The sequence below is a fragment of the Streptomyces dangxiongensis genome (genome assembly GCF_003675325.1).
Taxonomy (GTDB): Bacteria; Actinomycetota; Actinomycetes; order Streptomycetales; family Streptomycetaceae; genus Streptomyces; species Streptomyces dangxiongensis.
On record NZ_CP033073.1, the window covers coordinates 5,130,660 to 5,151,452 of the forward strand.

Annotated in this window: 21 protein-coding genes, 1 tRNA gene and 1 pseudogene; 15 read left to right on the forward strand and 8 right to left on the reverse strand. The window is 72.7% G+C overall.

What is annotated here, in order from left to right:
• Window position 1: 1 nt before the first annotated feature.
• From D9753_RS23095 to D9753_RS23105, 3 genes are read right to left on the reverse strand one after another with little or no spacing between them, the layout of a single operon-like run.
• The gene (locus tag D9753_RS23095; RefSeq protein ID WP_121788727.1) at window positions 2-1,423 is read right to left on the reverse strand and encodes an exopolysaccharide biosynthesis polyprenyl glycosylphosphotransferase; all 1,422 of its coding nucleotides are present in this window, start codon (window positions 1,421-1,423) and stop codon (window positions 2-4) included.
• Window positions 1,420-2,712: a glycosyltransferase gene (locus tag D9753_RS23100; protein WP_121788728.1), complete on the reverse strand. Its 1,293-nt coding sequence runs from the start codon at window positions 2,710-2,712 to the stop codon at window positions 1,420-1,422. The genes D9753_RS23095 and D9753_RS23100 overlap by 4 nt, the downstream gene beginning before the upstream one ends.
• Before the next feature lie 55 nt (window positions 2,713-2,767).
• Window positions 2,768-3,418 carry a hypothetical protein gene (locus D9753_RS23105; RefSeq protein WP_121788729.1) on the reverse strand — a complete coding sequence of 217 codons (651 nt, stop codon included), beginning with the start codon at window positions 3,416-3,418 and terminating at the stop codon, window positions 2,768-2,770.
• A 213-nt stretch (window positions 3,419-3,631) separates the two neighbouring features.
• Here D9753_RS23105 and D9753_RS23110 point away from each other — a divergent pair, with 213 nt between their 5' ends.
• The 7 genes from D9753_RS23110 to D9753_RS23135 all read left to right on the forward strand — a co-directional run bounded on the left by D9753_RS23110 (window position 3,632) and on the right by D9753_RS23135 (window position 7,865).
• Window positions 3,632-3,871 (forward strand): chaplin, encoded by a 240-nt coding sequence (locus tag D9753_RS23110; RefSeq protein WP_121788730.1) that lies wholly within the window; start codon window positions 3,632-3,634, stop codon window positions 3,869-3,871.
• Window positions 3,872-4,211: 340 nt separating this feature from the next.
• Entirely contained in the window at window positions 4,212-4,805 is a 594-nt protein-coding gene (locus D9753_RS23115; protein WP_240468254.1) for a hypothetical protein, read from the forward strand.
• 172 nt (window positions 4,806-4,977) lie between these two features.
• Entirely contained in the window at window positions 4,978-5,265 is a 288-nt protein-coding gene (locus tag D9753_RS23120) for a hypothetical protein (RefSeq protein ID WP_121788731.1), read from the forward strand.
• A gap of 159 nt (window positions 5,266-5,424) precedes the next feature.
• Window positions 5,425-5,595, forward strand: a complete 171-nt coding sequence (locus D9753_RS36650) for a DUF5949 family protein (protein ID WP_163010550.1) — start codon at window positions 5,425-5,427, stop codon at window positions 5,593-5,595.
• Window positions 5,595-6,179 (forward strand): vitamin K epoxide reductase family protein, encoded by a 585-nt coding sequence (locus tag D9753_RS23125; RefSeq protein WP_121788732.1) that lies wholly within the window; start codon window positions 5,595-5,597, stop codon window positions 6,177-6,179. Before D9753_RS36650 ends, D9753_RS23125 begins: the two co-directional genes overlap by 1 nt.
• A 341-nt stretch (window positions 6,180-6,520) precedes the next feature.
• On the forward strand, window positions 6,521-7,015 hold the full coding sequence (locus D9753_RS23130) for a tyrosinase family oxidase copper chaperone (protein WP_121788733.1): 495 nt from the start codon (window positions 6,521-6,523) through the stop codon (window positions 7,013-7,015).
• Window positions 6,999-7,865 carry a tyrosinase family protein gene (locus tag D9753_RS23135; protein WP_121788734.1) on the forward strand — a complete coding sequence of 289 codons (867 nt, stop codon included), beginning with the start codon at window positions 6,999-7,001 and terminating at the stop codon, window positions 7,863-7,865. The genes D9753_RS23130 and D9753_RS23135 overlap by 17 nt, the downstream gene beginning before the upstream one ends.
• 81 nt (window positions 7,866-7,946) lie before the next feature.
• Here D9753_RS23135 and D9753_RS23140 read toward each other — a convergent pair whose 3' ends face one another.
• Both D9753_RS23140 and D9753_RS23145 read right to left on the reverse strand, forming a co-directional pair.
• On the reverse strand, window positions 7,947-8,219 hold the full coding sequence (locus D9753_RS23140) for a chaplin (RefSeq protein ID WP_121788735.1): 273 nt from the start codon (window positions 8,217-8,219) through the stop codon (window positions 7,947-7,949).
• 368 nt (window positions 8,220-8,587) lie between these two features.
• The gene (locus D9753_RS23145) at window positions 8,588-9,547 is read right to left on the reverse strand and encodes a D-2-hydroxyacid dehydrogenase family protein (RefSeq protein WP_121788736.1); all 960 of its coding nucleotides are present in this window, start codon (window positions 9,545-9,547) and stop codon (window positions 8,588-8,590) included.
• Window positions 9,548-9,823: 276 nt separating this feature from the next.
• Between D9753_RS23145 and D9753_RS23150 the strand changes: the two genes are divergently transcribed.
• The 5 genes from D9753_RS23150 (at window position 9,824) to D9753_RS23170 (ending at window position 13,301) form a co-directional block, all read left to right on the forward strand.
• Window positions 9,824-10,180, forward strand: coding sequence for a DUF4333 domain-containing protein (locus D9753_RS23150; RefSeq protein WP_121788737.1), 357 nt, complete (start codon window positions 9,824-9,826; stop codon window positions 10,178-10,180).
• A 129-nt stretch (window positions 10,181-10,309) separates the two neighbouring features.
• Window positions 10,310-10,747, forward strand: coding sequence for a hypothetical protein (locus tag D9753_RS23155; RefSeq protein ID WP_240468255.1), 438 nt, complete (start codon window positions 10,310-10,312; stop codon window positions 10,745-10,747).
• Window positions 10,748-10,845: 98 nt separating this feature from the next.
• On the forward strand, window positions 10,846-12,150 hold the full coding sequence (locus D9753_RS23160; protein WP_163010765.1) for a hypothetical protein: 1,305 nt from the start codon (window positions 10,846-10,848) through the stop codon (window positions 12,148-12,150).
• 80 nt (window positions 12,151-12,230) lie between these two features.
• On the forward strand, window positions 12,231-12,728 hold the full coding sequence (locus tag D9753_RS23165) for a hypothetical protein (RefSeq protein WP_121788739.1): 498 nt from the start codon (window positions 12,231-12,233) through the stop codon (window positions 12,726-12,728).
• Window positions 12,729-12,788: 60 nt separating this feature from the next.
• A complete protein-coding gene (locus tag D9753_RS23170; RefSeq protein ID WP_121788740.1) occupies window positions 12,789-13,301 on the forward strand; it encodes a hypothetical protein in 513 nt (170 codons plus the stop codon).
• 121 nt (window positions 13,302-13,422) lie between these two features.
• Here the strand turns inward: D9753_RS23170 and D9753_RS23175 are convergent, their stop codons facing one another.
• Both D9753_RS23175 and D9753_RS23180 read right to left on the reverse strand, forming a co-directional pair.
• On the reverse strand, window positions 13,423-13,902 hold the full coding sequence (locus tag D9753_RS23175) for a hypothetical protein (RefSeq protein ID WP_240468256.1): 480 nt from the start codon (window positions 13,900-13,902) through the stop codon (window positions 13,423-13,425).
• Between the two features lie 564 nt (window positions 13,903-14,466).
• On the reverse strand, window positions 14,467-15,297 hold the full coding sequence (locus D9753_RS23180; RefSeq protein WP_121788741.1) for an endonuclease/exonuclease/phosphatase family protein: 831 nt from the start codon (window positions 15,295-15,297) through the stop codon (window positions 14,467-14,469).
• A 60-nt stretch (window positions 15,298-15,357) separates the two neighbouring features.
• On the opposite strand from D9753_RS23180, the pseudogene D9753_RS23185 reads away from it, so the two are divergent.
• Window positions 15,358-15,591, forward strand: a pseudogene (locus tag D9753_RS23185) (tyrosine-type recombinase/integrase); the annotation flags it as partial.
• 106 nt (window positions 15,592-15,697) lie between these two features.
• Here D9753_RS23185 and D9753_RS23190 read toward each other — a convergent pair.
• Window positions 15,698-15,773 (reverse strand) — tRNA-Arg (locus D9753_RS23190).
• A 322-nt stretch (window positions 15,774-16,095) separates the two neighbouring features.
• On the opposite strand from D9753_RS23190, the gene D9753_RS23195 reads away from it, so the two are divergent.
• Both D9753_RS23195 and D9753_RS23200 read left to right on the forward strand, forming a co-directional pair.
• Complete coding sequence (locus tag D9753_RS23195; protein ID WP_121788742.1) at window positions 16,096-17,703, forward strand: dynamin family protein; 1,608 nt, start codon at window positions 16,096-16,098, stop codon at window positions 17,701-17,703.
• A gap of 717 nt (window positions 17,704-18,420) precedes the next feature.
• Window positions 18,421-20,445 carry a YfjP family GTPase gene (locus D9753_RS23200; protein ID WP_240468486.1) on the forward strand — a complete coding sequence of 675 codons (2,025 nt, stop codon included), beginning with the start codon at window positions 18,421-18,423 and terminating at the stop codon, window positions 20,443-20,445.
• Window positions 20,446-20,793 lie beyond the last annotated feature (348 nt).

Below are 20,793 nucleotides of genomic sequence, written 5' to 3' on the forward strand. Positions count from 1 at the left end.
GTCAGCTCCCCGTCGGACGCACGAGCGCGGCGGCGGTGCGCAGCAGGATGCAGACGTCCTGCCACAGCGACCAGTTGTCGATGTAGGCGTTGTCGAAGCGGGCCCGGTCCTCGATGGAGGTGTCGCCGCGCAGCCCGTTGATCTGGGCGAGCCCGGTGACGCCGGTCTGCATGCGGTGCCGGGCCGCGTAACCCGGGTAGGCCTGGCTGAACTGCGAGACGAAGTAAGGCCGTTCGGGACGCGGGCCGACCAGGCTCATGTCACCCCAGAAGACGTTCCATAGCTGGAGCAGCTCGTCCAGCGAGGTCTGCCGCAGGAACCGGCAGAAAGGGCTCATCCTCCGTTCGCCGGCCACGCTCCACCGGGTGGCCGCCTCGTGCTCGTCGACCGGACGGAGGGTGCGGAACTTCAGCAGGGTGAAGGGTTGGCCGTCCTTGCCGATGCGCTCCTGCCGGAAGACCACCCCGGGCCCGTCGGTGAGCCGCAGCACCACCGCGCACACCAGCAGCAGGGGGCTGACGAGCGCCAGCAGCGTCCCGGACACCAGCACGTCCAGCAGCCGCTTCCCGGCGATCGTCCGCCGTCCCGCGCCCAGGTCCAGGCGGCGAACGGCGAACCCGGCGAGCTGGTCGCGCACCTCGTACGCCGGGCAGTCCGCGTCCACCTCCCAGACCGTGCAGCCCGACTCGGCGAGCGCCCGCAGCAGCGGCCCCTTCCCGGTGCGCACGGACGGGTCGACGGTGAGGACGGCCTGCACCCCGTTCTGGACCAGGGCCCGCTCCACCTCGTCGCCGGTGGTGAGCACCGGCAGGCCGGCGGGGCCGTCCGGGTGTTCCGCGACCACGCCCACCGGCCGCACCCCGCAGCGCGGGTGCCTGAGCAGCGCGGCGGCCACCCGCTGCGCCGTCACGGCCGGCCCGATCACCAGGGCGGTGACCGGCCGGCGCAGCAGCGCGGACCGTCGCCGCCAGTGCACCGCTCCCCGGCCCGCGCAGGCCGCCGCCGCCTGCGCCGCCCAGCCGAGCAGCAGGGTGTGGACGGCGAGTGCGCGCTCCGGGTCGCGGGCGGCGACCACGGTGGCGAGCGCCAGCCAGACCACCGCGATCCGTCCGCACACCGTGGGCAGTTCGTCGAGGATGCCGGGGACCGGCCGGGCGGAGTGCGGGCGCAGCAGCAGCGCGCCGGCCACCAGGATGCCGACGAGCACCGGCCGGCCGGCGGCCCCGTCCAGCGTGACCGCGCCCGCCAGCGCGGCGAACAGGTCGGCGGCGAGCAGCGGCAGCGGCGAGGCGGGCCGTGCGGGCGGGCGCCGCAGCGGGAACCGGAAGCCGCCGGCGGCACGGGCCGGGAGGACCGAGACGGATGAGAGTCCGTGGTCCCATGGCTGCGCGCCGGGGGAGGGGACGGTACTTTCCGCAGTCACGAGTGGGTGGACTCCCTGCGCTCGGAGGGCACGGGCCGGGCTGTTCCGCTGTTCGCCGCCGGTGCGGGGACGAGGAGTTCGCGGTAGAGGGCCGCGACCTGTCCGGCGGTGTGCCGTACGTCGTGCGTGGACAGGATGTGATGGCGCCCCTGGGCGCCGAGCGCCGCGCGCAGCGGCGGATCGGACAGCAGACCGGTGACCGCGCCGGCCAGCGCCACGGGATCCTCCGGCGGCACCAGGCAGTGCGCGGCGAGGGCGGGCGGCAGGCTCTCGCGGGCGCCGTCGACGTCGGTGAGTACGACGGGCCGGCCACAGCCCAGCGCCTCCAGCGGGGCGAGCGCCATGCCCTCCCAGCGCGAGGGCAGCACCACCAGGTCCGCGGCCCGGTACCAGGGCACGACGTCGGTGACGGCGCCGGTGAAGTGCACGCCGGGATGTGCCTGCCGCCGCAGGGCCTCACGGTCCGGGCCGTCACCGACCAGCACCAGCCGGGCCCGCGGCAGCGCGCGGAGGACGTCCTCCCAGGCGCGCAGCAGCACGTCCTGGCCCTTCTGGCGGCAGAGGCGTCCCACGCAGACGACGAGGGGTGCCGCCTCGGCGCCGTCCCCGCCACCGGCGGGGCTTGTGCGGCGGGCGCGGCCCCGTGCGGGCTGTGCCGGTGGTGCGGACGGCCCGGGTGGAACGTTGCTGCCGTCGGGGGTCTGCGGTGGGTGGAAGGGGGCCGCCGTGCCGACGGGAAGGGCCGGTGAGAAGCGGGTGGTGTCGATGCCGTTCGGGATGACCGTGTACGCGGCGCGTACCCCGCAGCGTACGCCTGTCGCACGCTCCGCCTCGCTCACGCACACCACCCGGTCGGCCCAGCGCGCCCCCCACCGCTCCCAGCGCAGGGCGAGCGCCGCGGTGAGTCCGCCGACCGCCGCGAACGACCAGGCGTGCGGCTGGAACACGGTGGGCGTGCGCCCGCGGACGGCGAGCCGCGCGGCGAGCCCGGCCTTGGCGCTGTGCGCGTGCACCAGTGCGGGTCGTACGTCGTCGATCAGGCGCACGAGCCGCCGTACCTCGCCCGGCAGACCGGGCCCCGGGGACCGGCCCGCCCGCCACTGCCGTACGTCGGCGCCCAGGTCCCGCAGTCCCGCGGCCAGTTCGCCGCCGGGGCAGGCCACCGTGACCCGCAGACCCGCCGAGAGCTGGGCCCGCGCCAGGTCGAGCACGACCCTGGCGACCCCGCCGTCGACGGGTTGCGCGAGGTGCAGGACCCGGGGGCGTGGGTCGGGCGCTGGCTGGTGCATTCGCGGGTTTCCTCGCTCACGGGGGGGCGCTCGGGATTGCGGTCGTGAACGCGTCTCACCACCGGGCGTCCACGGCGACGGGGTGCGCGCCGGCCCACGCCGCGTCCGCGTGGGGAACGAGCCGGAAGCCTGGCTGGTCACCGCCGTGCCGCAGAGCCGGGCCGAGATCGGACACGTCAGCGTCGTAGCCGAGCGTGTCGGCGTAGGCCGGAACCCGCCGGGCCGGTACGGCACCTGGTTCGTTGGTCGTGGAGTTCGGTACGCCGTCCGTGGGACTCGCGGGGGCGCCGAGTGCGACGGGCGTACGCCGGTGCCCTGCGGAGAACGTGAGCGCGTCACCCGCGCGTCCGCGGTCGCCGTCGTACGCCACCGGGCCGACGCGTCCGCCCGCCCCGGCCGCCGGCCTGCCCCGCGCGATGGTGGTCCGCGCGACGGTGCACAGCCCCGAACCGCTGTCCCGCACCAGCCGCCTGACGTCGGCCGAGGCCTGGAAGGCGTCGGCGCCGTGCGCCACCCGGTGCCCCACGACCGTGTCGGCGGCCGGGTGGACGAACCCGCCTTGCTGTACCACGTGGTGGCGCGGGGCGAAGGCCACCCTGGAGGCCTCGGGGGAGGGGGGCGCGCCGGCCCGGGCGGTGGCCGGGACGGACAGGACGGCTAGGGCGCCCGCCGTCGTACACAGCGGCGAACCCGGGAACTTGCGCATGGCCGGCGGTGCCCTTTCGCACGTACTGGAGAGATTCGCAACTCTAGCGACATCCGTATCAATATGGATAAACCGGGCAACTGTGTCGGAATCGTAGAGGCATCTCTCCTCGCGCATCACTCCATTGGCGGCACAACTCCGGGGAGTGCGGCGCGTTGACACAGCGCTGGGCATTCCGCCCGGATGTTGCGTCGATCCCAAGGAGTACCTTCCATGTCGCGTATCGCGAAGGGCCTGGTCCTGACCTCCGCCGCCGTCGCGGCCGTTGCCGGCGGTGCCGGTGTGGCCTCCGCCGACTCCGACGCGCACGGCGTCGCCGCCAACTCGCCGGGAGTGCTGTCGGGCAATGTGATCCAGGTTCCGGTCCACATTCCGGTGAACGTCTGCGGCAACACCATCGACGTCATCGGCCTCTTGAACCCGGCGTTCGCCAACACCTGCGTCAACGACTGACACCGGGACGCAACCCTTCGGCCGGCCGGCCGCCCGCGCATCCGCCGCGGCGCGGACGGCCGGTTCTGTGTTACTCCGGACAGATCACGTCCCGTGTATGAGCGGTTGCGTCCGGCCGTCGGTGAACTGACGGTGGGCTCAGGTCCCCACTGTTCACCGAAAGGAACACCCATGCGTGATCTGCCTGCCCGGCGTCTCGCGTCCACCGCTCTCTGCGCGGCCGTCCTGGTCGGCATCACCGGCCCCGCCGCCGTCGCCGCCGACACGGCACGCGGACACGGCCACGCCGTGCCCCGGACGCCCGGCCCAGCGGCGGAAAGGGGAGAGGCTGCTCGCACAGGTGAGGGCCCTCGGTGCCGCCGGTTCCGTCCTCGACCCGGTCGTCGACCTGCTCAACCGGTCGCTGGCGAAGGGCAGACTGCCCACCGACGAGGCCAGCAGGCTGGGGGAAGCGGCGAAGAAGGCCATCGCCAAGGCCGCCGAGGACCCCGCCCCGGCGACATCCGCGTCCCCCGCGTCCCCTGCGAAGCCCGCCACGCCCACGTCCCCCGCCTCCCCCTCGGCCGCCGCCTCCCCCTCGTCCCTGTCGTCCGCCGCCTCCCCCTCGGCCGTCGCGTCCCCGCAGGCCACCGAGCCCGCCACCCCCGCCAAGGCGGACGACGGCAAGCCGCCCTCGTCCCGTGACCTCACGGACGACGCGCTCTCCGCCCTCCGGACCGCGATCGACAACCTGGTGCAGGCGGCCACCGGCGGCCTCGACCAGCTCCTGTCGTCCGCCAGCGACGTGGTGTCCGGACTGGTGGACCTGCTCGGGACGACCCTCCTCAGCAGCGACATGCCCGCCCCCGGCGGCATCGACTCCCTGCCCTCCCTCCCGTCGCTGCCCGCCCTGCCGTCCCTCCCCGCGACGCCGAGCCTGACCGCCACCGGCTGACCGGCCTGCCCGCCGATCGGCCGGTCACCGGCCCAGACGGGGCCGGACTCCCCGCCGGCTCCACGGGGATCTCATATGTCTTCTCGGCGCGGGGTTTCCGGCCCGGCCGGACCTCGTTAGGCAGGGCGTCAGAATGCCCGGGGCGACGTGAGTTGCCGAGGAAAGGAACACCATGAAGTCCCTGAAGGCTGCCGCCGTTGTCGCCGGTTCCGTCGCCCTTGCCGGCGTCGCCGCGCCCGCGTTCGCCTACGACGCCCAGCACCTGCCGCCCTTGAGTGTCAACGGCGGGCTCGCCCACGTCGCCGAGCACCCGCCCACCGTCACCGACCTGCTGCCGCTCAAGCACCAGTCGGACGCGCTCGACACCGAGAACAAGGACTCCGTGCTGAGCGGCGTCAAGGGCACCACCACGACCCTCAACAAGAAGGGGCTGCTGGGCGGCCTGCCTGTGCGGCACTGACGTCCGCCGCACCGAACGGGCCGGTACCGCACCCGCGGGACCGGCCCCCGGCGTGTCTCCCCGGCCGCGTCCCCCGATCGTGTGGAGCGGCCCCGGGCACTAGCCCGGAAGGGTGAGAAGCGACCGGACCGCCCCGCGGCCCGTCAGTATGGTCGCGCGATGACCTCGGTACCGAGCGGAACCCGCCCCTCCCGCGCCACCCGCGTCTGCCCCTCGGCCGGCCCCCGCCGGCCGGCCACCGGGGAGGCGCCGGCCGCGTTCGCGGGTGCCCCGGAGGCCACGAACGCCGCCGCCCGCCTCTGCCTGCCCGCGCGCAGCCTGCGCGCTTGATGGGCCGGCAAGCGGGCGCGAGCCGCGGGCTCGCCCTGCTGATCGTGCTCACGGGGGCGCCGGGAGTGCTGGCCTCCTGGGTGATCACCCTGGACAAGTTCAAGCTGCTCCAGGACCCGCACTTCGTCCCCGGGTGCAGCCTGAACCCGGTGCTCTCCTGCGGCAGCGTGATGAAGAGCGAGCAGGCCGCCGTCTTCGGGTTCCCCAACCCGATGCTGGGCCTGGTGGCCTACGGCATCGTGGTCTGCGCCGGCGTGAGCCTGCTCGCCGGAGCCCGCTTCCCCGGCTGGTACTGGCTGCTGTTCGAGGCGGGCTGCCTGTTCGGCGTCGGCTTCGTGTCCTGGCTCCAGTTCGAGTCGCTGTACCGGATCAACGCGCTGTGCCTGTGGTGCTGCCTGGCCTGGATCGCGACGATCATCCTGTTCTGGTACGTGACATCCGTCTGCGTGCGCCACGGATTCCTGCCCGCGCCCCACTGGCTCACGGCGTTCTTCGCCGAGTTCACCTGGGTGCTTCCCGTCCTGCACATCGGGGTGGTCGGCATGCTCGTACTGACCCGTTGGTGGGACTTCTGGACGAGCTGACCACTACGGCACCCGGGGAACGGTGCGCCGAAGCGTTTCCCGCTCGATACGCGCTACGGACGTCGAATCCCCGCATCCTGGAAGGGACCCCTCGGGCGGCGTGTTCAGGGCCCTGCACATGGAGGTGCCCAGGCTCGGCGCGGAGCTGCGGCTGCTGACGGCGGGCGCCCCCGACGGGCCCGCCGCGTCCCGGGCCGTACGCGCCCTGCCCCCGTACTCCGCCGTGCCCCGGGCCGTACGCCCCCTTCTCCCGTACACCCCGTATGGCCCTTCGCCGGTGACCCCGCGCCCCCCTCGCCGGTTAATCGGTAGGACATCCGAACCCGGAGGAGGAGCGAGCGATGGTCGTCGGTGTCGGTGGCGTGGCGGTCGGTGCGGGACGGCGGGCCGGAGCGGGGGCGGGCAGACCCTCGCGGAGGGAGGTGGCGCGGGGGCTGCTGGCCTCCGCCGCCACCCTGGCGCTCGCCCCGGTCGTCGCCGCGTCCCGGCCCACGGCCCCGGCCGGCGGCACCGCGAGCGGTTCCTTCGACGAGACCTATCGGGGCCGCCGCATCCAGGGCGTCCTGATGCCGGCCGCGGGGCCCCGGGCGGCCGGCGGCCACTGGCGGATCACCATCGACAGCCGCCCGCTGCACCTGATGCGCCGGGCCGACGGCACCTGGCTGAGCATGGTCGACCACTACACGTCGTACCGCACGCCCCTGGAGGCCACCCGGGCGGCCGTCGACGGGCTCGGCCCCGGCCGGCGGCTGCGCGACCTGGCACCGGGACCGGTCGGCGACAGCGGGCCGGGCGACCACACGTACATGGGGGGCCGGCATGGCGTACGTGCGTAAGGACGTCAGCACACTCACCCGCACCGAGCGCCGGCGGTTCGTCGACGCGCTGCTGGAGCTGAAACGGCGCGGGGAGTACGACGAGTTCGTGCGCGTGCACATCGACTTCTACACCACCGACGGCGACGACGGCCTGCGCAGCGCCCACATGGCGCCGTCGTTCCTGCCCTGGCACCGCCGGTTCCTGCTGGAGCTGGAGCGGGCGCTGCGCCGCGTCGACTCCTCGGTGACGGTGCCGTACTGGGACTGGACCCGGGACCGCACGACGACCTCCGTGCCCTGGACGAAGGACCTCCTCGGCGGCAACGGGCGGCGCTCCGACCAGCAGGTGACCACCGGTCCGTTCGCCTACTCGGCGGGCCACTGGACCATCCGCGAGGGTGTCACCGACGGCCGGTTCCTCACCCGGGACCTGGGCCGGGCCGCCGCCCCCATCGAGCTGCCCACCCGCGGCGAACTCCAGGGGGCGCTCGACGACCCCGTGTACGACGCGTGGCCCTGGGACTCCACCGTCCGCAAGGGCTTCCGCAACAAACTGGAGGGCTGGGGGACCGGCACCGGCAGCGCCTCCTGGCGCAACCACAACCGGGTGCACCGCTGGGTCGGCGGCGTGATGCTCGGCGGCGCGTCCGTGAACGACCCGGTGTTCTGGCTGCACCACGCCTTCGTCGACCTCCAGTGGTCCCGCTGGCAGCGGGCCCACCACGACCACCGCTACCTGCCGGCCGAGCCGCCCCGGGCCACCGACGGCCAGCACGGCCGGGTCGTCGCCCGGCACGAGAAGCTGCCGCCGTGGGACGAGACACCGGACCGGCTGGAGGACGTGAGCCGGATCTACCGGTACGCGTGAGGTGCCCGCCGGGTGAAGCGGGCACGGGAAGAGCCCCGGCGCTCGGAGTGCCGGGGCTCTTGCCTGGGGATGCCGGCCGGCTCAGCCGCCGTAGCCCCCGGCCTTGCTCTCGTGACCGTCGTTGACGCAGACGTTGCCGAACGCCGGGTTCAGCAGGGCGATGACGTCGACGGTGTTGCCGCAGAGGTTGATCGGCACGTGGACCGGAACCTGGATGACGTTGCCCGACAGGACGCCGGGGGAACCGACGGCCGCGCCCTCGGCAGTGGCGTCGGCCAGGGCAAGCCCGGCCCCGCTGATCACCACGGCACTGGTGCCGAGAGCGACAGCGGCCGCCTTCGCGATGCGAGACATCACGTTCTCCTTTGGTAGCTCGGATAGCGCAGCGGCAGACCAGCCGCCGCACTGTCCGTTCAACGGCGCCACGCGGGGCTGGTCACGGTGATCGGCCGGGGATCACCCTTTCAACGGCAACGCGCCCTCGGCGGACGAGCCGGGGCGGCGTGCACGCGCCTCCGGCGTTATTCGCAGGCACCGGTCCGGGGCCCTCACCTACCCTCCGGCCATGGACAACGACAACCTTCCCGACGCGCGCAGCCGGCCCGGCCTCTGCCCGGAACCCGGCACTCCCGGCGCGCAGCCGGCCCGGCCCCGGAGGCCGGCCGAGCGAGTCCGAGGGCGCCCCGGGCACGCCGTCGGCGTCGGGCGGGCGGCCGTCGGTCTCAGGGCAGCCGGCGTATTGGCGCCCCCTCCAGCCAGGCCCGGACGTCCTCCACCGCCTGGCCGTAGTACGTCGTGTAGTTGGCGTGGGAGACGTAGCCGAGGTGGGGTGTGGCGAGGAGGCGGGGCGCGGTCCGCATGGGGTGGTCGGCGGGCAGCGGTTCGATGTCGAAGACGTCGACGCCGGCGCCCGCGATCCGGCCCTCGTGCAGCGCGGCCAGCAGCGCGTCCTGGTCGACGATCGCCGCGCGCGAGGTGTTGACCAGATAGGCGGTCGGTTTCATCAGGGCGAGTTCGGCGGCGCCGAGAAGACCGCGGGTACGGTCACCGAGGGCCAGATGGACGGAGACGAAGTCGCTCGTGGTGAGCAACTCCTCCTTGGAGGCGGCGAGTTCCACCCCGGACTCGGCGGCGCGCTCCTCGGTGAGGTTCTGGCTCCACGCGCTCACCCGCATCCCGAAGGCGAGCCCGACCTGCGCCACCCGGCTGCCGATCTTCCCGAGCCCGAGCAGCCCCAGCCGGCGTCCGTGCAGATCGGCACCGACGGTCGACTGCCAGGGCCCGTTGTGGCGCAGCGCGGTGCTCTCCTGGACGATCCCCCGGGCGAGACCGAGCAGCAGCGCCCAGGTCAGCTCGACCGGTGGGGTACTGGCGCTCGCCGTACCGCACACGGTGACGCCGTGGGCCTCGGCGGCGGCGTAGTCGATGACGCTGTTGCGCATCCCGGAGGCGACGAGCAGCCTCAGCCGGGGGAGGCGGGCGATCAGGGAGCCGGGAAAGGGGACGCGTTCGCGCAGGGTGACGACGATGTCGTAGTCGGCGAGGGCAGCGGCGAGGGCGTCCTCGTCACCGAGGTGCTCGCGCAACGAGACGACCTCCACCCGCTCCCCGAGCACCGACCAGTCGGCCAACTCGGTGGCCACCCCCTGGAAGTCGTCCAGCACCGCACAACGAAGTCGCACGTCGTCTCCCTCCCGCCTACGACTCTAACGACCACCCCTCGACGGGGCGTTCGTCAGGCAGCACAGCGCGTCCGGTCTCGCGCCGGGGCCTCAGCCCTGTACGCGCGCCTCTCGACGTGGTGCGACATTCCCGTCGATGACGTGAAGGCATATGGAGAATCCGTGTGACCGGGGAACTGTGTGACCGTCATGGCCGTCCCCTTCGGCATGTCCACGGCATCCCGCCAGTATGCTCTTCGGGTCTTCTCGCCCTGACCAGCCGACCAGGAGTGCACGATGTTCAAAGCCCGGACGACCACAGGCCTGTCGATCCTCGCGGCCGTCGCGGCCAGCACGCTGCTCCTGGGCTGCTCGTCCTCCGTCGAGGTCAAGAAGTCCACGCCGCCGACGCTGTCCGCGGACAAGCTCTCCGGCACGCTCTCCGAAAAGCTCGCCGCCGCCACGGGGCAGCCGAAGCCGCACGTCTCCTGCCCCGAGGACCTCGTCGGCAAGGTCGGCACCACCTCGCGCTGCACGCTCACGGCGGACGACGGCAGCACCCTGGGCGTGACGGTCAAGGTCACCTCCGTCAGCGGCGGCCGGATCCACTACGACTTCAAGGCCGACGACAAGGCCTCCCCGGCGCCTAACTGACCTGCTCGCGGAACCAGTTGGGTCAGATCCGCTTACTCGGCCGAGGGCGCTACGGTACGAGCGGATCGTTGCGACGGGGGCGTCCGCCACGCCGGCGCCGGGCAGCGGCAGACACGGGAGGCAAGGCTGATGGCAGGCACGGAACCGGGAAGCACCGCGACGGCACAGTCCGTCGGGATGCGACTGAACCAGCTACCGGGCGATGCCGGAGGCTCCCCGACTCCACCGGGCCTGATCGGCGGTCAGCAGAAGCTCGCCTCCACGCCGGCCCAGAAACAGACCGCCGCCAACGCCATCGAGCAGCACATCCAGCCCGACACCCGCAAAGCCGGAGACTACGCGGACACGGAGACCGACACGGCGGTCAAGGCCTTCCACGACGGATGGCACACCTCGGGGGCGCTGAAGAAGGCGCACACGGCCTGGGGACAGCAGGTGACGAACCTGATGAACATGCTCGCCGCGGACAAGGCGGCCCTGCGCAGCGCCAACACCACCTTGCAGGGCACGGACCTGCAGGTCGGTTCCCAGACGAACAACTCGGTGTCGGCGCTCTACGGGTACTGACCGGGCGGTGCCACGCGGCTGGGTCCTGGGCCGAGGCCGCAACTCGCAGACAGCCGGGCAATGACAACGGGGAACCCATGCCGACGTATCACGAGATCATGACGACCGACCTGTCCGCGCTCACGACGGCCGCAGAGCGCTGGGACGGGATGGCGAAAGAGTTCAACAAGCAGGAGACCGCCTACCGGCGCGACGTCTACGGCATCACCCTGTCTCCGGGCTGGTCGGGGCTGAGCGCGGACGCCGCGAACGGACGCTTCAACGTCACGCTCAAGCAGTTCCAGGCCGCGCAGGTCGAGGCGAAGGCGGTGGCCTCACTGCTGCGTGAGGCGCACACGGACTTCACGGACCTCCGCAAGAAGCTGGAGTCCGCCCGGGCGGACGCCGTCAAGGCGGGCATGGCGGTATCGGAGGGAGGCGTGGTCTCGTACGACACCACGAAGCTGTCCGACGGTGAGCGCAACGCCCTGCACCACGACCCCGACTACCAGCACTCCGTCGGCAAGGCCGTCACCTCCTGGCAGGCGGAGATCGATCGGCTCGTGAAGGAGATGGGCGACACCGACACCGAGGTCGAGAACGCCCTCACCCGGGTGGTGCTCGACTCCGACCTCAGTGACGGCACGCTCACCGGCTTCAACGGCCACGCCCACGGCGACATCAAGACGTACGAGGACGAGGCGGAGCGAGAGGCCGCCCGGACCGAACCCGACGGGTGGAAGTCCGAAGGAAAGACCGAGACGTCCGGCCCCGGTGTCGGGGCGAGTGCGACGGGGCCGGACTTCGGATCCGGCAAACTCGGCGAGGCGGAGGCGCACGCCGACCTGGGCAGCGCGAGCGCCGAGGGCTCGCTCACCCGGGGGCCGTGGAAACTCGACGGAAAGGCCGAGGCCTACGCCGGAGCCAAGGGTTCCGCCAGCGGCGGCGTCTCCCAGAACGGCGTGGAAGGGAACGCGAGCGTCTTCGCGGGGGGTGAGGGCTCCGCCGAGGGCGGTGTCGGTGTCGGCCCGGTCGGCGTCTCCGCGAAGGTCGAGGGCATGGCGGGGGCCGAGGCCAACGTCGACGCGGGGGTCGGCGGCGAGGGTGTACACCTGGGGGGCGAGGCCTTCGCGGGCGCCAAGGGCGGCGGCGAGGTCGGCGCGGACGTCGGAGGGGTCTCGGCGGGCTTCTCCGCCCAGGGTTGGGCCGGTCCCGGCGCCGAAGCCAGCCTGGACCTCGGCAAGAACAACGAAGGCGTGTGGAAATTCAGCACCAAGGTGGGTCTCTCTCCCGCCCTCGGCGGTGAGCTGGGCTTCGAATTCAGTGTCGACCCGGGCAAGGTCGCCGACACCGCTGGTGACCTGGCCGGTGCCGTCAGCCATGGTGCGAGTTCGTTCGGGCATGCGGTCACCAGCGTGTTCTGACCCCATTTCTACGTGCTCCGATCCGGCGCTCCATGTGGCTCACCGCCACGGGTGTGCCGTCGGAGGAAGGAAACCTCGTAATGTCGACGACCCTGCCGATCCCGATCCAGTTCGATGTGCCGCAAGGCTGGCGAGCCGCGCCCCCGGACGAGGTCGGCGCTCCCGGTGCGGCGTTCGTCGCGGTCCATCTGCCGTCGGACGCCGGCTTCACCGCGAACATCACCGTCGACGGCGAATACCGCCCCGACCCGGCGACGCTCCCCGAGATCGCCGACGAGTCGGTGGAAGTCATGGACAGGTCCGTCGCGACGGTCATGGTCACCGACCGCCGGGAGACCGGCTCCGCGGACGCGCCGGGCCTCACACAGACCCTGGCCTTCTCGGTCGTCACCGGCCGGCAGCGCCACGACCTCGTCCAGTCGCAGGCGTACTTGTCCATGCTCGACGTCGACGACCCGCACCGGCGGGTCGTGATCCGGCTGATGTTCACCTCCACCGCGTCACAGCATCCCGCCCTGCTGGACGACTTCCGGGACCTGGTGCGCAGCGTTCGCCCGGGTGAGGGCGCGACACCGTAGCGGTTCACGGGCGGCGGGCGAGGCTTGTGCCACCGGCACCGCCCTTCGTAGGTTGACCCCATGGGACTCTTCGACAAGCTGACCGGCACACAGCACCCGCCAGAGGGAGTGCCGCCGGTCCCGGGGCAGGAACTGCGGTCGGCGCTGCTCGGCCTCAACCAGCCCGAGGTTCCGTACGTCATCCGGTACGGCGGCGGTGAGCAGTGCGACCTGCTGGCGGAGTGGCGGCTGACGGAGCCCGCCTGGCAGCAGATCTTCCTGCAGTCCCAGATCAGTCACGCGGTGCGGATCCGGATGCGGCTGGACCACAAGGAGCACGAGGTGCGCGCTCTGGAGGAACAGTGGGAGCTCAGCCGGGTCGGAACCCCGACGAGGCTCCAGGTGACATCGGAGTACACGCGCGGGCCGAGCCGGACCGTCAGCCGCCAATGGACCATCGGACGCGGGGCCGACGGTCACGTCGAGGCGACGGAGACCTTCCGTTTCGACAGCGCCCGGATGCGCGAGCCACTGCGCGACACCGTCCTCAAGTCCGGCTGGACCTGGCGGGGAGTGGTCTTCGGCAAGCTCTGAGGCCACCGGCCACGGCGCCCCCCTGCCGTGTCGTCACAGCAAGTGGGGTGTCCGGCCGCACGGTTCCAAGGACGACCCCGCGATCGGCCGCCCCGCCGACGCACCGTGGATGCCGGTGACGTCACTCGATCCCGAGGGGCCCGAAACCCAGATCCTCACGCATGAGACGACGCATCCGAGCCATGGCCGTACGACGCGTTCCCACCAGGGACGCTTCCTCGGCGGAGCCGACCGCCACCCCCCGGGCGTAAGCGTCGCGTATCGCGCGCAGGCCATGAAACGCCTCGTTGCCCGCCGCTACGACCTGCGGCGGGCCCACGAGCCAGAGGCGTTCACTGGCTGTGTAGAGGCCGGCGCCACGGACGGCTTCCCTCACGGCCGCATCACGCGCCGACGCGGACATGTGATCGCCCAAGGCGACGGCCCGCATCTCCTCTCCCGCCGCCTTGAGGGCGGACACGAACTCCGTGTACACCTCGCGCCGTACTTCCCACGCATGCCTGGCCTCCTCCCGCCTCCACCGGTTGCGATCGGCGAGCAAAGTGGCTGTGATGCCGATGACGGCACCGGTCAGTGTGGAGAGAAGCGGCATCCAGTCCATGTGCCGCAGCTTGGCCCGACGAACGCGCCGGCACCAGTGGTTGGCACCACGGAAGCGGGCACTGCGGTCCTGCCGAGATCGTCCCGTCTCCGCGGGACAACCGTTGATGACGGTTGATCGGGGCCTCACATTCCCCCCGCGACAGTTGGCACCCATCAGGCCCGGTGCTGCCTCCGCGACGCCGGGCCTGACCTGGCTCCGCACCATCCCGGCGCAGCATGGAACCCACGACCTCTTCGTCCCGGAGCGACTTGGGTGGGGGCCATGCCTTGGGTTCGTACGTTCCTTACGGCGTATCAGGCCATAACCACCGTGCTGGAGTTGATTTGTGGTGTTGCCCGGACGCGCTTACCTGGGCGTCGGCGCCGGCCCACCGGCGGGAGAACGCCCGGCGCAGGCGCGCCCGATGGACGTACTCGTCACCGACTGATGCGGTGCCACAGGGCCGGCGGGACCGCCCGGGCGTGAGGCCTCACCTGGGCGCCGTGCCCGTCTTACCCCCGTCGGGCGGCTCCGTGCCTGCCGCCCTGTGCTCCTCAAGCCCGGTCGGGCCGGTCTCAAGTGTCACTTCGACCGGATCAGCCGCGCCTGCACGCCGTAGTGGTCGGACAGGTAGGCCTGGCGGCCGTCACCCAATGTCACCTTGTCCTGGAACACCAAGTCGGCGCTGCCGGTCAGCGTCTCCCCGGCCGCGGCCCGGACCAGTACGTGGTCCAAGGCCGGCGGCGACGGCCATCGAGGTGTGGGCCGGAAGGTGGGACGCGTGTCGCCGGCGAGGATGTCGCGCAGCCCCGCCGTGGCGACGAACTCGGCGAGTACCGCCGAGTCGCGCGGGACATTCAGGTCACCGACCACGGCGACGGGCAGGGATGGGCCGATGGCCGCGATCAGCCCGCTGAGCCGGGCCAGTTCGGCACCAGCGATCCGTGTGTACCGGTTCGTGCGGGACCAGTCGTCGTCGCGGTTGGCCGACAGGTGGGTGTTCACGACGACCAGTTCACCGTCCGGGGTGGTCACGGACGCTAGCTGGGCACCCTTGCGCATGAGGAGTTCGCCGCGCACCGGGCCCGTCATCGGGTACCGCACGAACCGCCATCGGCTGATCGGCCACCGGGACAGCAGCACCAGGCCGCCCTTGAGCAGGACCGAGCCCGAGTAGGCGACGTGCCGGTATGCAGGAGCGGCACGGCGGATCAGCCGGGCGTTGCGGCGGAACATGACCTCCTGCAGGCAGACGATGTCGTAGTCGGACCGGTCGAGCGCCGCGCCGAGGGCACGCAGCCGAGCCGGGACATCGCCGGTGAAGAGGGTGTTCATGGTCAGCAGTCGCAGGGCCTTCACGGACTTGTCACCTTCCGTCCGGCGGCCCGTCGGGCCGTGCGGGTAGCCGCTCACGGCGTTGATCGTACTGTCGCCGATGCCGCCGAAGGGCCCGACGTGTTCGCTCGGGCACGGCTCGGGCGCGGCCACCTTCCGGTTCGTGAGCGGCTGGGACTGGAGGTCCGCTTCCACGACCTGCGTCACACCTGTGTCACGCTGCTGCTCGGGCTCGGTATCCCGCCACACATCGTTCGGGACATCGTGGGCCACAGTGCCCTCGACGTGACCATGAACATTTACGCGCACACGGACATGCGGGAGAAGCGTGCGGCACTGGATCGGCTCGGGACGCTGCTGGGCGACGATTGACGCGGCGCCGGTGAGTCGGCGGGGACGTTGCCGTCAGCGTTGCCGTCAGAGATGCGAAACGCCCTGGAAGGGTCACCCCTTCCGGGGCGTTCTTGCTGCTCAGACGTGGCGCCCCCGGCAGGACTCGAACCTGCGGCCAAGCGCTTAGAAGGCGCCTGCTCTATCCACTGAGCTACGGGGGCCGGGTGGGGTGGCCTCGTGAGCGGTGCCCTGGTGGGGGCTGATCCGTGACGGTGCCGGGGTCAAGGATAGGGCTCCCGGTTCCTTGACCCTGTCGCTTCGCCTCCGTGGCTCGATGTGGAGGTTCGGTGAAGCGGTCCTGATAATCGCAGGCAGGTGCGAATCGTGCACCGTTTTTGGCGACCTGCGCCACCGGGTGTTGTGCACTCGTTATGCCTCGACCCGGCCCGTGTCCCAGTCGTCCCGTCCGTCCGTTCTGTCCCGTCGGCACGCAGACATGTCTATATGCTTCAGAATTCCCCTAAAATTGGGCATTCTTCACATGTGGTGACCTTGGACGTACGGCCTCAGCTGCTCGACACTCTCTCCGCTCTGCGCGACCGTGTCGCCGCCGCACGCTTTCCGCTGCCCCTGGCCGGGGCCCCACGCGCGCGTGCCAACCGCGACGAACTCCTCGCGCAGCTCGACGACTACCTCGTACCCCGGCTACGGGAACCCGAGGCGCCGCTGCTCGCCGTCGTCGGCGGTTCCACGGGCGCGGGGAAGTCGACGCTCGTCAACTCTCTCGTCGGCCGCCGGGTGAGCGAGGCCGGCGTGCTCCGGCCGACCACCCGGACGCCGGTGCTGGTCTGCCATCCGGAGGACCATCACTGGTTCAGCGGCATGCGCGTGCTTCCCGACCTGACGCGCGTGTGGGTGCCCCACCAGGACCCCGTCGACGAATACATGCCCCCCGGCGAGGATCCCGGACGCGTACTGCGCGTCGAGTCCGCCGACTCCCTCCCGCGCGGGCTCGCCCTCCTCGATGCCCCCGACATCGACTCCCTGCTCGCCGACCACCGTGTCCTCGCGGCCGAACTGATCTGCGCCGCCGACATCTGGATCATGGTCACGACGGCCGCCCGCTACGCCGACGCCGTCCCCTGGCACCTGCTGCGCACCGCCAAGGAGTACGACGCCGCCCTCGTCACCGTCCTGGACCGGGTGCCCCACCAGGTCGTCTCCGAGGTCTCCCGGCAGTACGGCGCCCTGCTCACCAAGGCCGGCCTCGGTCACGTGCCCCGCTTCACCGTGCCGGAGCTGCCCGAGTCCGCCTGGGGTGCCGGGCTGCTGCCCGCCACCGCCGTCGCGCCCCTGAAGAGCTGGCTCACCCAGCACGCCCAGGACGCCGCCGCCCGGCAGTACGTCATGGCCCGTACCGCCTACGGCGTACTCGACTCGCTCAAGGCACGCATGCCCGAGCTGGCCAGCGCCGCCGCCGCCCAGTACGCGGCGGCGCTCCGGCTCACCTCAGCCGTGGAGACCGCCTACGACCGCGAACACGAGCGGGTACGGGGCCGCCTCCAGGCCGGCGCCGTACTCGCCGGGGACGCCCTCAAACGCTGGCGCGCCTTCCCCCTGGACTGCACCGCGGGCGAACTCCTCGACGCCCTCGTGGAGAGCCTCGCGGCCCTGCTGCTGTGTGCCGTCACCGCCGCCGACGAGCGTGTCGACGACGTGTGGCGGCGAGAGCCCGCCGCAGGCGCCCCCGGCCTCACCGGCCGCGACGTGTCCCTGGAGAGCGCCGAGCACCGTATCGGCCTGGCGGTACGACGCTGGCGGCGGGAACTGGAGGAGTACGCCGAAGACGAGGTACGGGACCTGGATCGCACCGGCACCCTCGACTCGGAGGCCGTCGCCGCCCTGGTCGCGACCGCGGTGCTGGGCGGGCGCCGGGCACGTACCGCCGGCGAGGGGCTCGCCCGACGGCTCGGCGCCCATGGCGCGCTGCGCCTGCGGGACCGGGCCGGGCGGCTGCTCATCGAACACGTGGACCGGGTCGTGCACGCCGAACGGGAACGGCGACTCGCCCCGCTCGACGCCCTGGACGTCCATCCCGAGCACCAGGCCGAACTCATCGCCGCGCTGTCGGTACTTCAGAAGGAGAGGTGACCGGTGACCGCCGTCACTGACCAGGACCACACCGAACACACCGACCACATGAGGCGCGGCGATCACGACAGCGACAGTGGCGGCACCCGGTCCACGGAGCACAGCGGTCGCGTCGGCACGGTGCCCACGGACAACGCCGCGACCGCCGCGCGTGCCGACGGCCCCACGAACGGGCAGGCGCGCCGCGCGGAGGGGCACGCGGACCCCGCGCACGGGCAGGAGAGCCCCGCGCAGGGGCACGGACACGTGAGTCCCGGGAATGGACATGTGAGCCTCGCGGAGGGCAGCCGTGGCGGTGACGGTCCCGCCACCGACAACCACTGCACCGCGAACCCCGCCCCGCGGTCCGCCGCCGTCAGCGTCTCCGTCCTCGGCGTCCCCGAGGACGTCGGGGGAGACGCCGACGGGAACGGCGAGAAGAACCGCGGCGGAGGCGCGGTCACTGGCCGGAACAGCGGCGGTGATGGTGACGGCCACGGCCGGGGTGACGGTCACAGTGAAGGCGACCAGGAAGAGGGCGGCGGCAAGGGGAAGGGCGAGGGCAAGGAGACCGTCGGTGAACAGCACGCTCGCGGGACGGGCGAGGACGCCGACCGCGAGAGCCCCGCACGCGTGCACGGCGAGCACGGCGAGCACGCGGACCGTGAGCGACCCGCAAGCGCGCACGGCGAGAGCGCCGCCCCTGACCGACCCGCGCGCGGGCCCGGCGTCGGTGAGATCGCCTCTGTCCCTCGCCCACACGTCCACTCACCCCGGCCCCGCACCGCGGCGGAAGCCAAGCCGGGCACCGGCACCAGCGCCAGCACCGGCACCGGCCTCAGCGCCAGCGCCGGCACCGGCGTCAGCGCCAGTGCCGGTACCAGCACTGGCACTGGCACCGACCCAGGACCGCACGCGACGACGAACACGAACACGCGCACGAACACGAACACGCGCACGAACACGAAGACGAAGGCGAAGGCCGGCACGACCCCGGACACCGCCACCGGCCCGGACACCGCAGCCGATGCGGAATCCCAGGAGACCTGGGACGACGGTCTCATCGCCCGGCGCGTCACCGAGGCCAACGCCGCCGCCCTCGCCGCCGAACGCGCCTCCGCGATCGAACCCGCGCACCGCGGCCCGGCCGGCCACATTCCGACCCCGCTGGCCTACGACGGCCCCCTGCGGTCCCGCCTGGACGCCCTGCGGGAACTCGTCGGGCTGTCCCGCACCCGCCTGGACAGCCACACCCTCGCCGAGGCGGGCCGGGTACTGGACGAGGCCGCGGCCCGCCGCAAGCTGTCCGGCCGGCACACCGTCGTCGCCCTCGCCGGGGCCACCGGCAGCGGCAAGTCCCAGCTGTTCAACGCGCTCGCGGGGGTGCCCATCTCGGAGACGGGCGTACGACGCCCCACCACCGCCGCGCCCATCGCGTGCAGTTGGAGCGACGGCGCGGCGGGCCTCATCGACCGGCTGGGCATCCCGGGCCGGTTGCGCCGCAGGCCGCTGCACAACCAGGAGAGCGAGGCGCAGTTGCGCGGGCTGGTCCTGATCGACCTGCCCGACCACGACTCCGCGGCCGTACAGCACCGCGAACAGGTCGACAGGATCCTGAAGCTGGTCGACGCGGTGATCTGGGTGGTCGACCCAGAGAAGTACGCCGACGCCATCCTCCACGAGCGCTATCTGCGGCCCATGGCCGGTCACGCGGAGATCATGTTCATCGTCCTCAACCAGGTGGACCGGCTGCCCGGCGACGCCGCCGACCAGGTCCTGGACGACCTGCGGCGACTGCTCGACGAGGACGGCATCGCGCTCGGCGAGTACGGCGAACCGGGTGCCACGGTGCTCGCGCTGTCCGCGCTCACCGGCGAGGGCGTCGGTGATCTGCGCGAGTCGCTCGGCGAGTTCGTGGCGGAACGCGGCGCGGCGGCCCGCCGGGTGGCGGCCGACCTGGACGCCGCGGCGGCCGAGCTGCGGCCCGTCTACGCCACCGGGCGGCGGGTCGGCCTGACCGAGGAGGCGCGTGAGGAGTTCGCCGCGCGGCTCGCGGACGCGGTGGGCGCCACGGCGGCCGGTGAGGCCGCCGAGCGCGCCTGGCTGCGCAACGCCAACCGCGCGTGCGGCACGCCCTGGCTGCGGCTGTGGCGCTGGTACCACGGCCGCGGCGAGTCCACGACGGGCCGGATCCCGGTGCGCACCCAGGCGGACGAGGAGGCCACGGCTCGCCAGCGCGTGGAACAGGCGGTCCGTACGGTCTCCGAGCGCGCCTCGGCCGGGCTGCCCACGCCGTGGGCGCAGGCGGTGCGCGAGGCTGCCGTGCGCGGCTCCCAGGGGCTGTCCGAGGCGTTGGACGATCTGGCGTCGCGGGCCGGGCTGCCGCCGGGCCGGCCGCCGCGGCCGGGCTGGTGGCCGATGGCCGTGCTGGTCCAGGCGGCGATGACGCTGCTCCAGATCGTGGGCGGTCTGTGGCTGGTGGGCCAGATCGCCGGCGTGATGGCGCCCAACCTCGGTGTGCCGGTGCTGCTGATGGTGTGCGGGATCGTCGGTGGTCCGCTGGTGGAGTGGGGCTGCCGGATGGCGGCCCGTGGCCCGGCACGGCGCTACGGCCAGGACGCGGAACGCCGGCTGCGGGAGGCGGCGGCGAGCTGCGGCCGGGCCCGGGTGCTGGACCCGGTGGCGGCGGAGCTGCTGCGGTACCGGGAGGTCCGCGAGCAGTACGGCAGGGTCGCCCGTACCGGCGCCGCCGGGGTGGGTTGAGCGGGGGCGGGGGCGGGGGCGGGGGCGGCCAGGCATCGGCGAGCGCCGAAGCCGAAGAGGGGCCGGTGGCGGTCGGCTGACAGGGAGCGGAAGCAGCGGTCGGAACACGGGCGGTCCAAGGGGTGAGGCGGCGCTTCCCCTGCACGCGGTGACGCGATGGTCACCCACGCGGGTGGCGAGGTTTTCCACAGGCAGGTGGTCGTCCACAGCGCTCAGCGGGCCCGGCCCGGCGGAGGCAGTCTGAGGTCACGGCGATCGCACGGCGGGTCCGGCGGAGACACAGCGGACGGTACGGGCGGTCGGCGGGAGGTGCGGGCACGTACGGCAGTCGTACGCGCCGGCACGGCA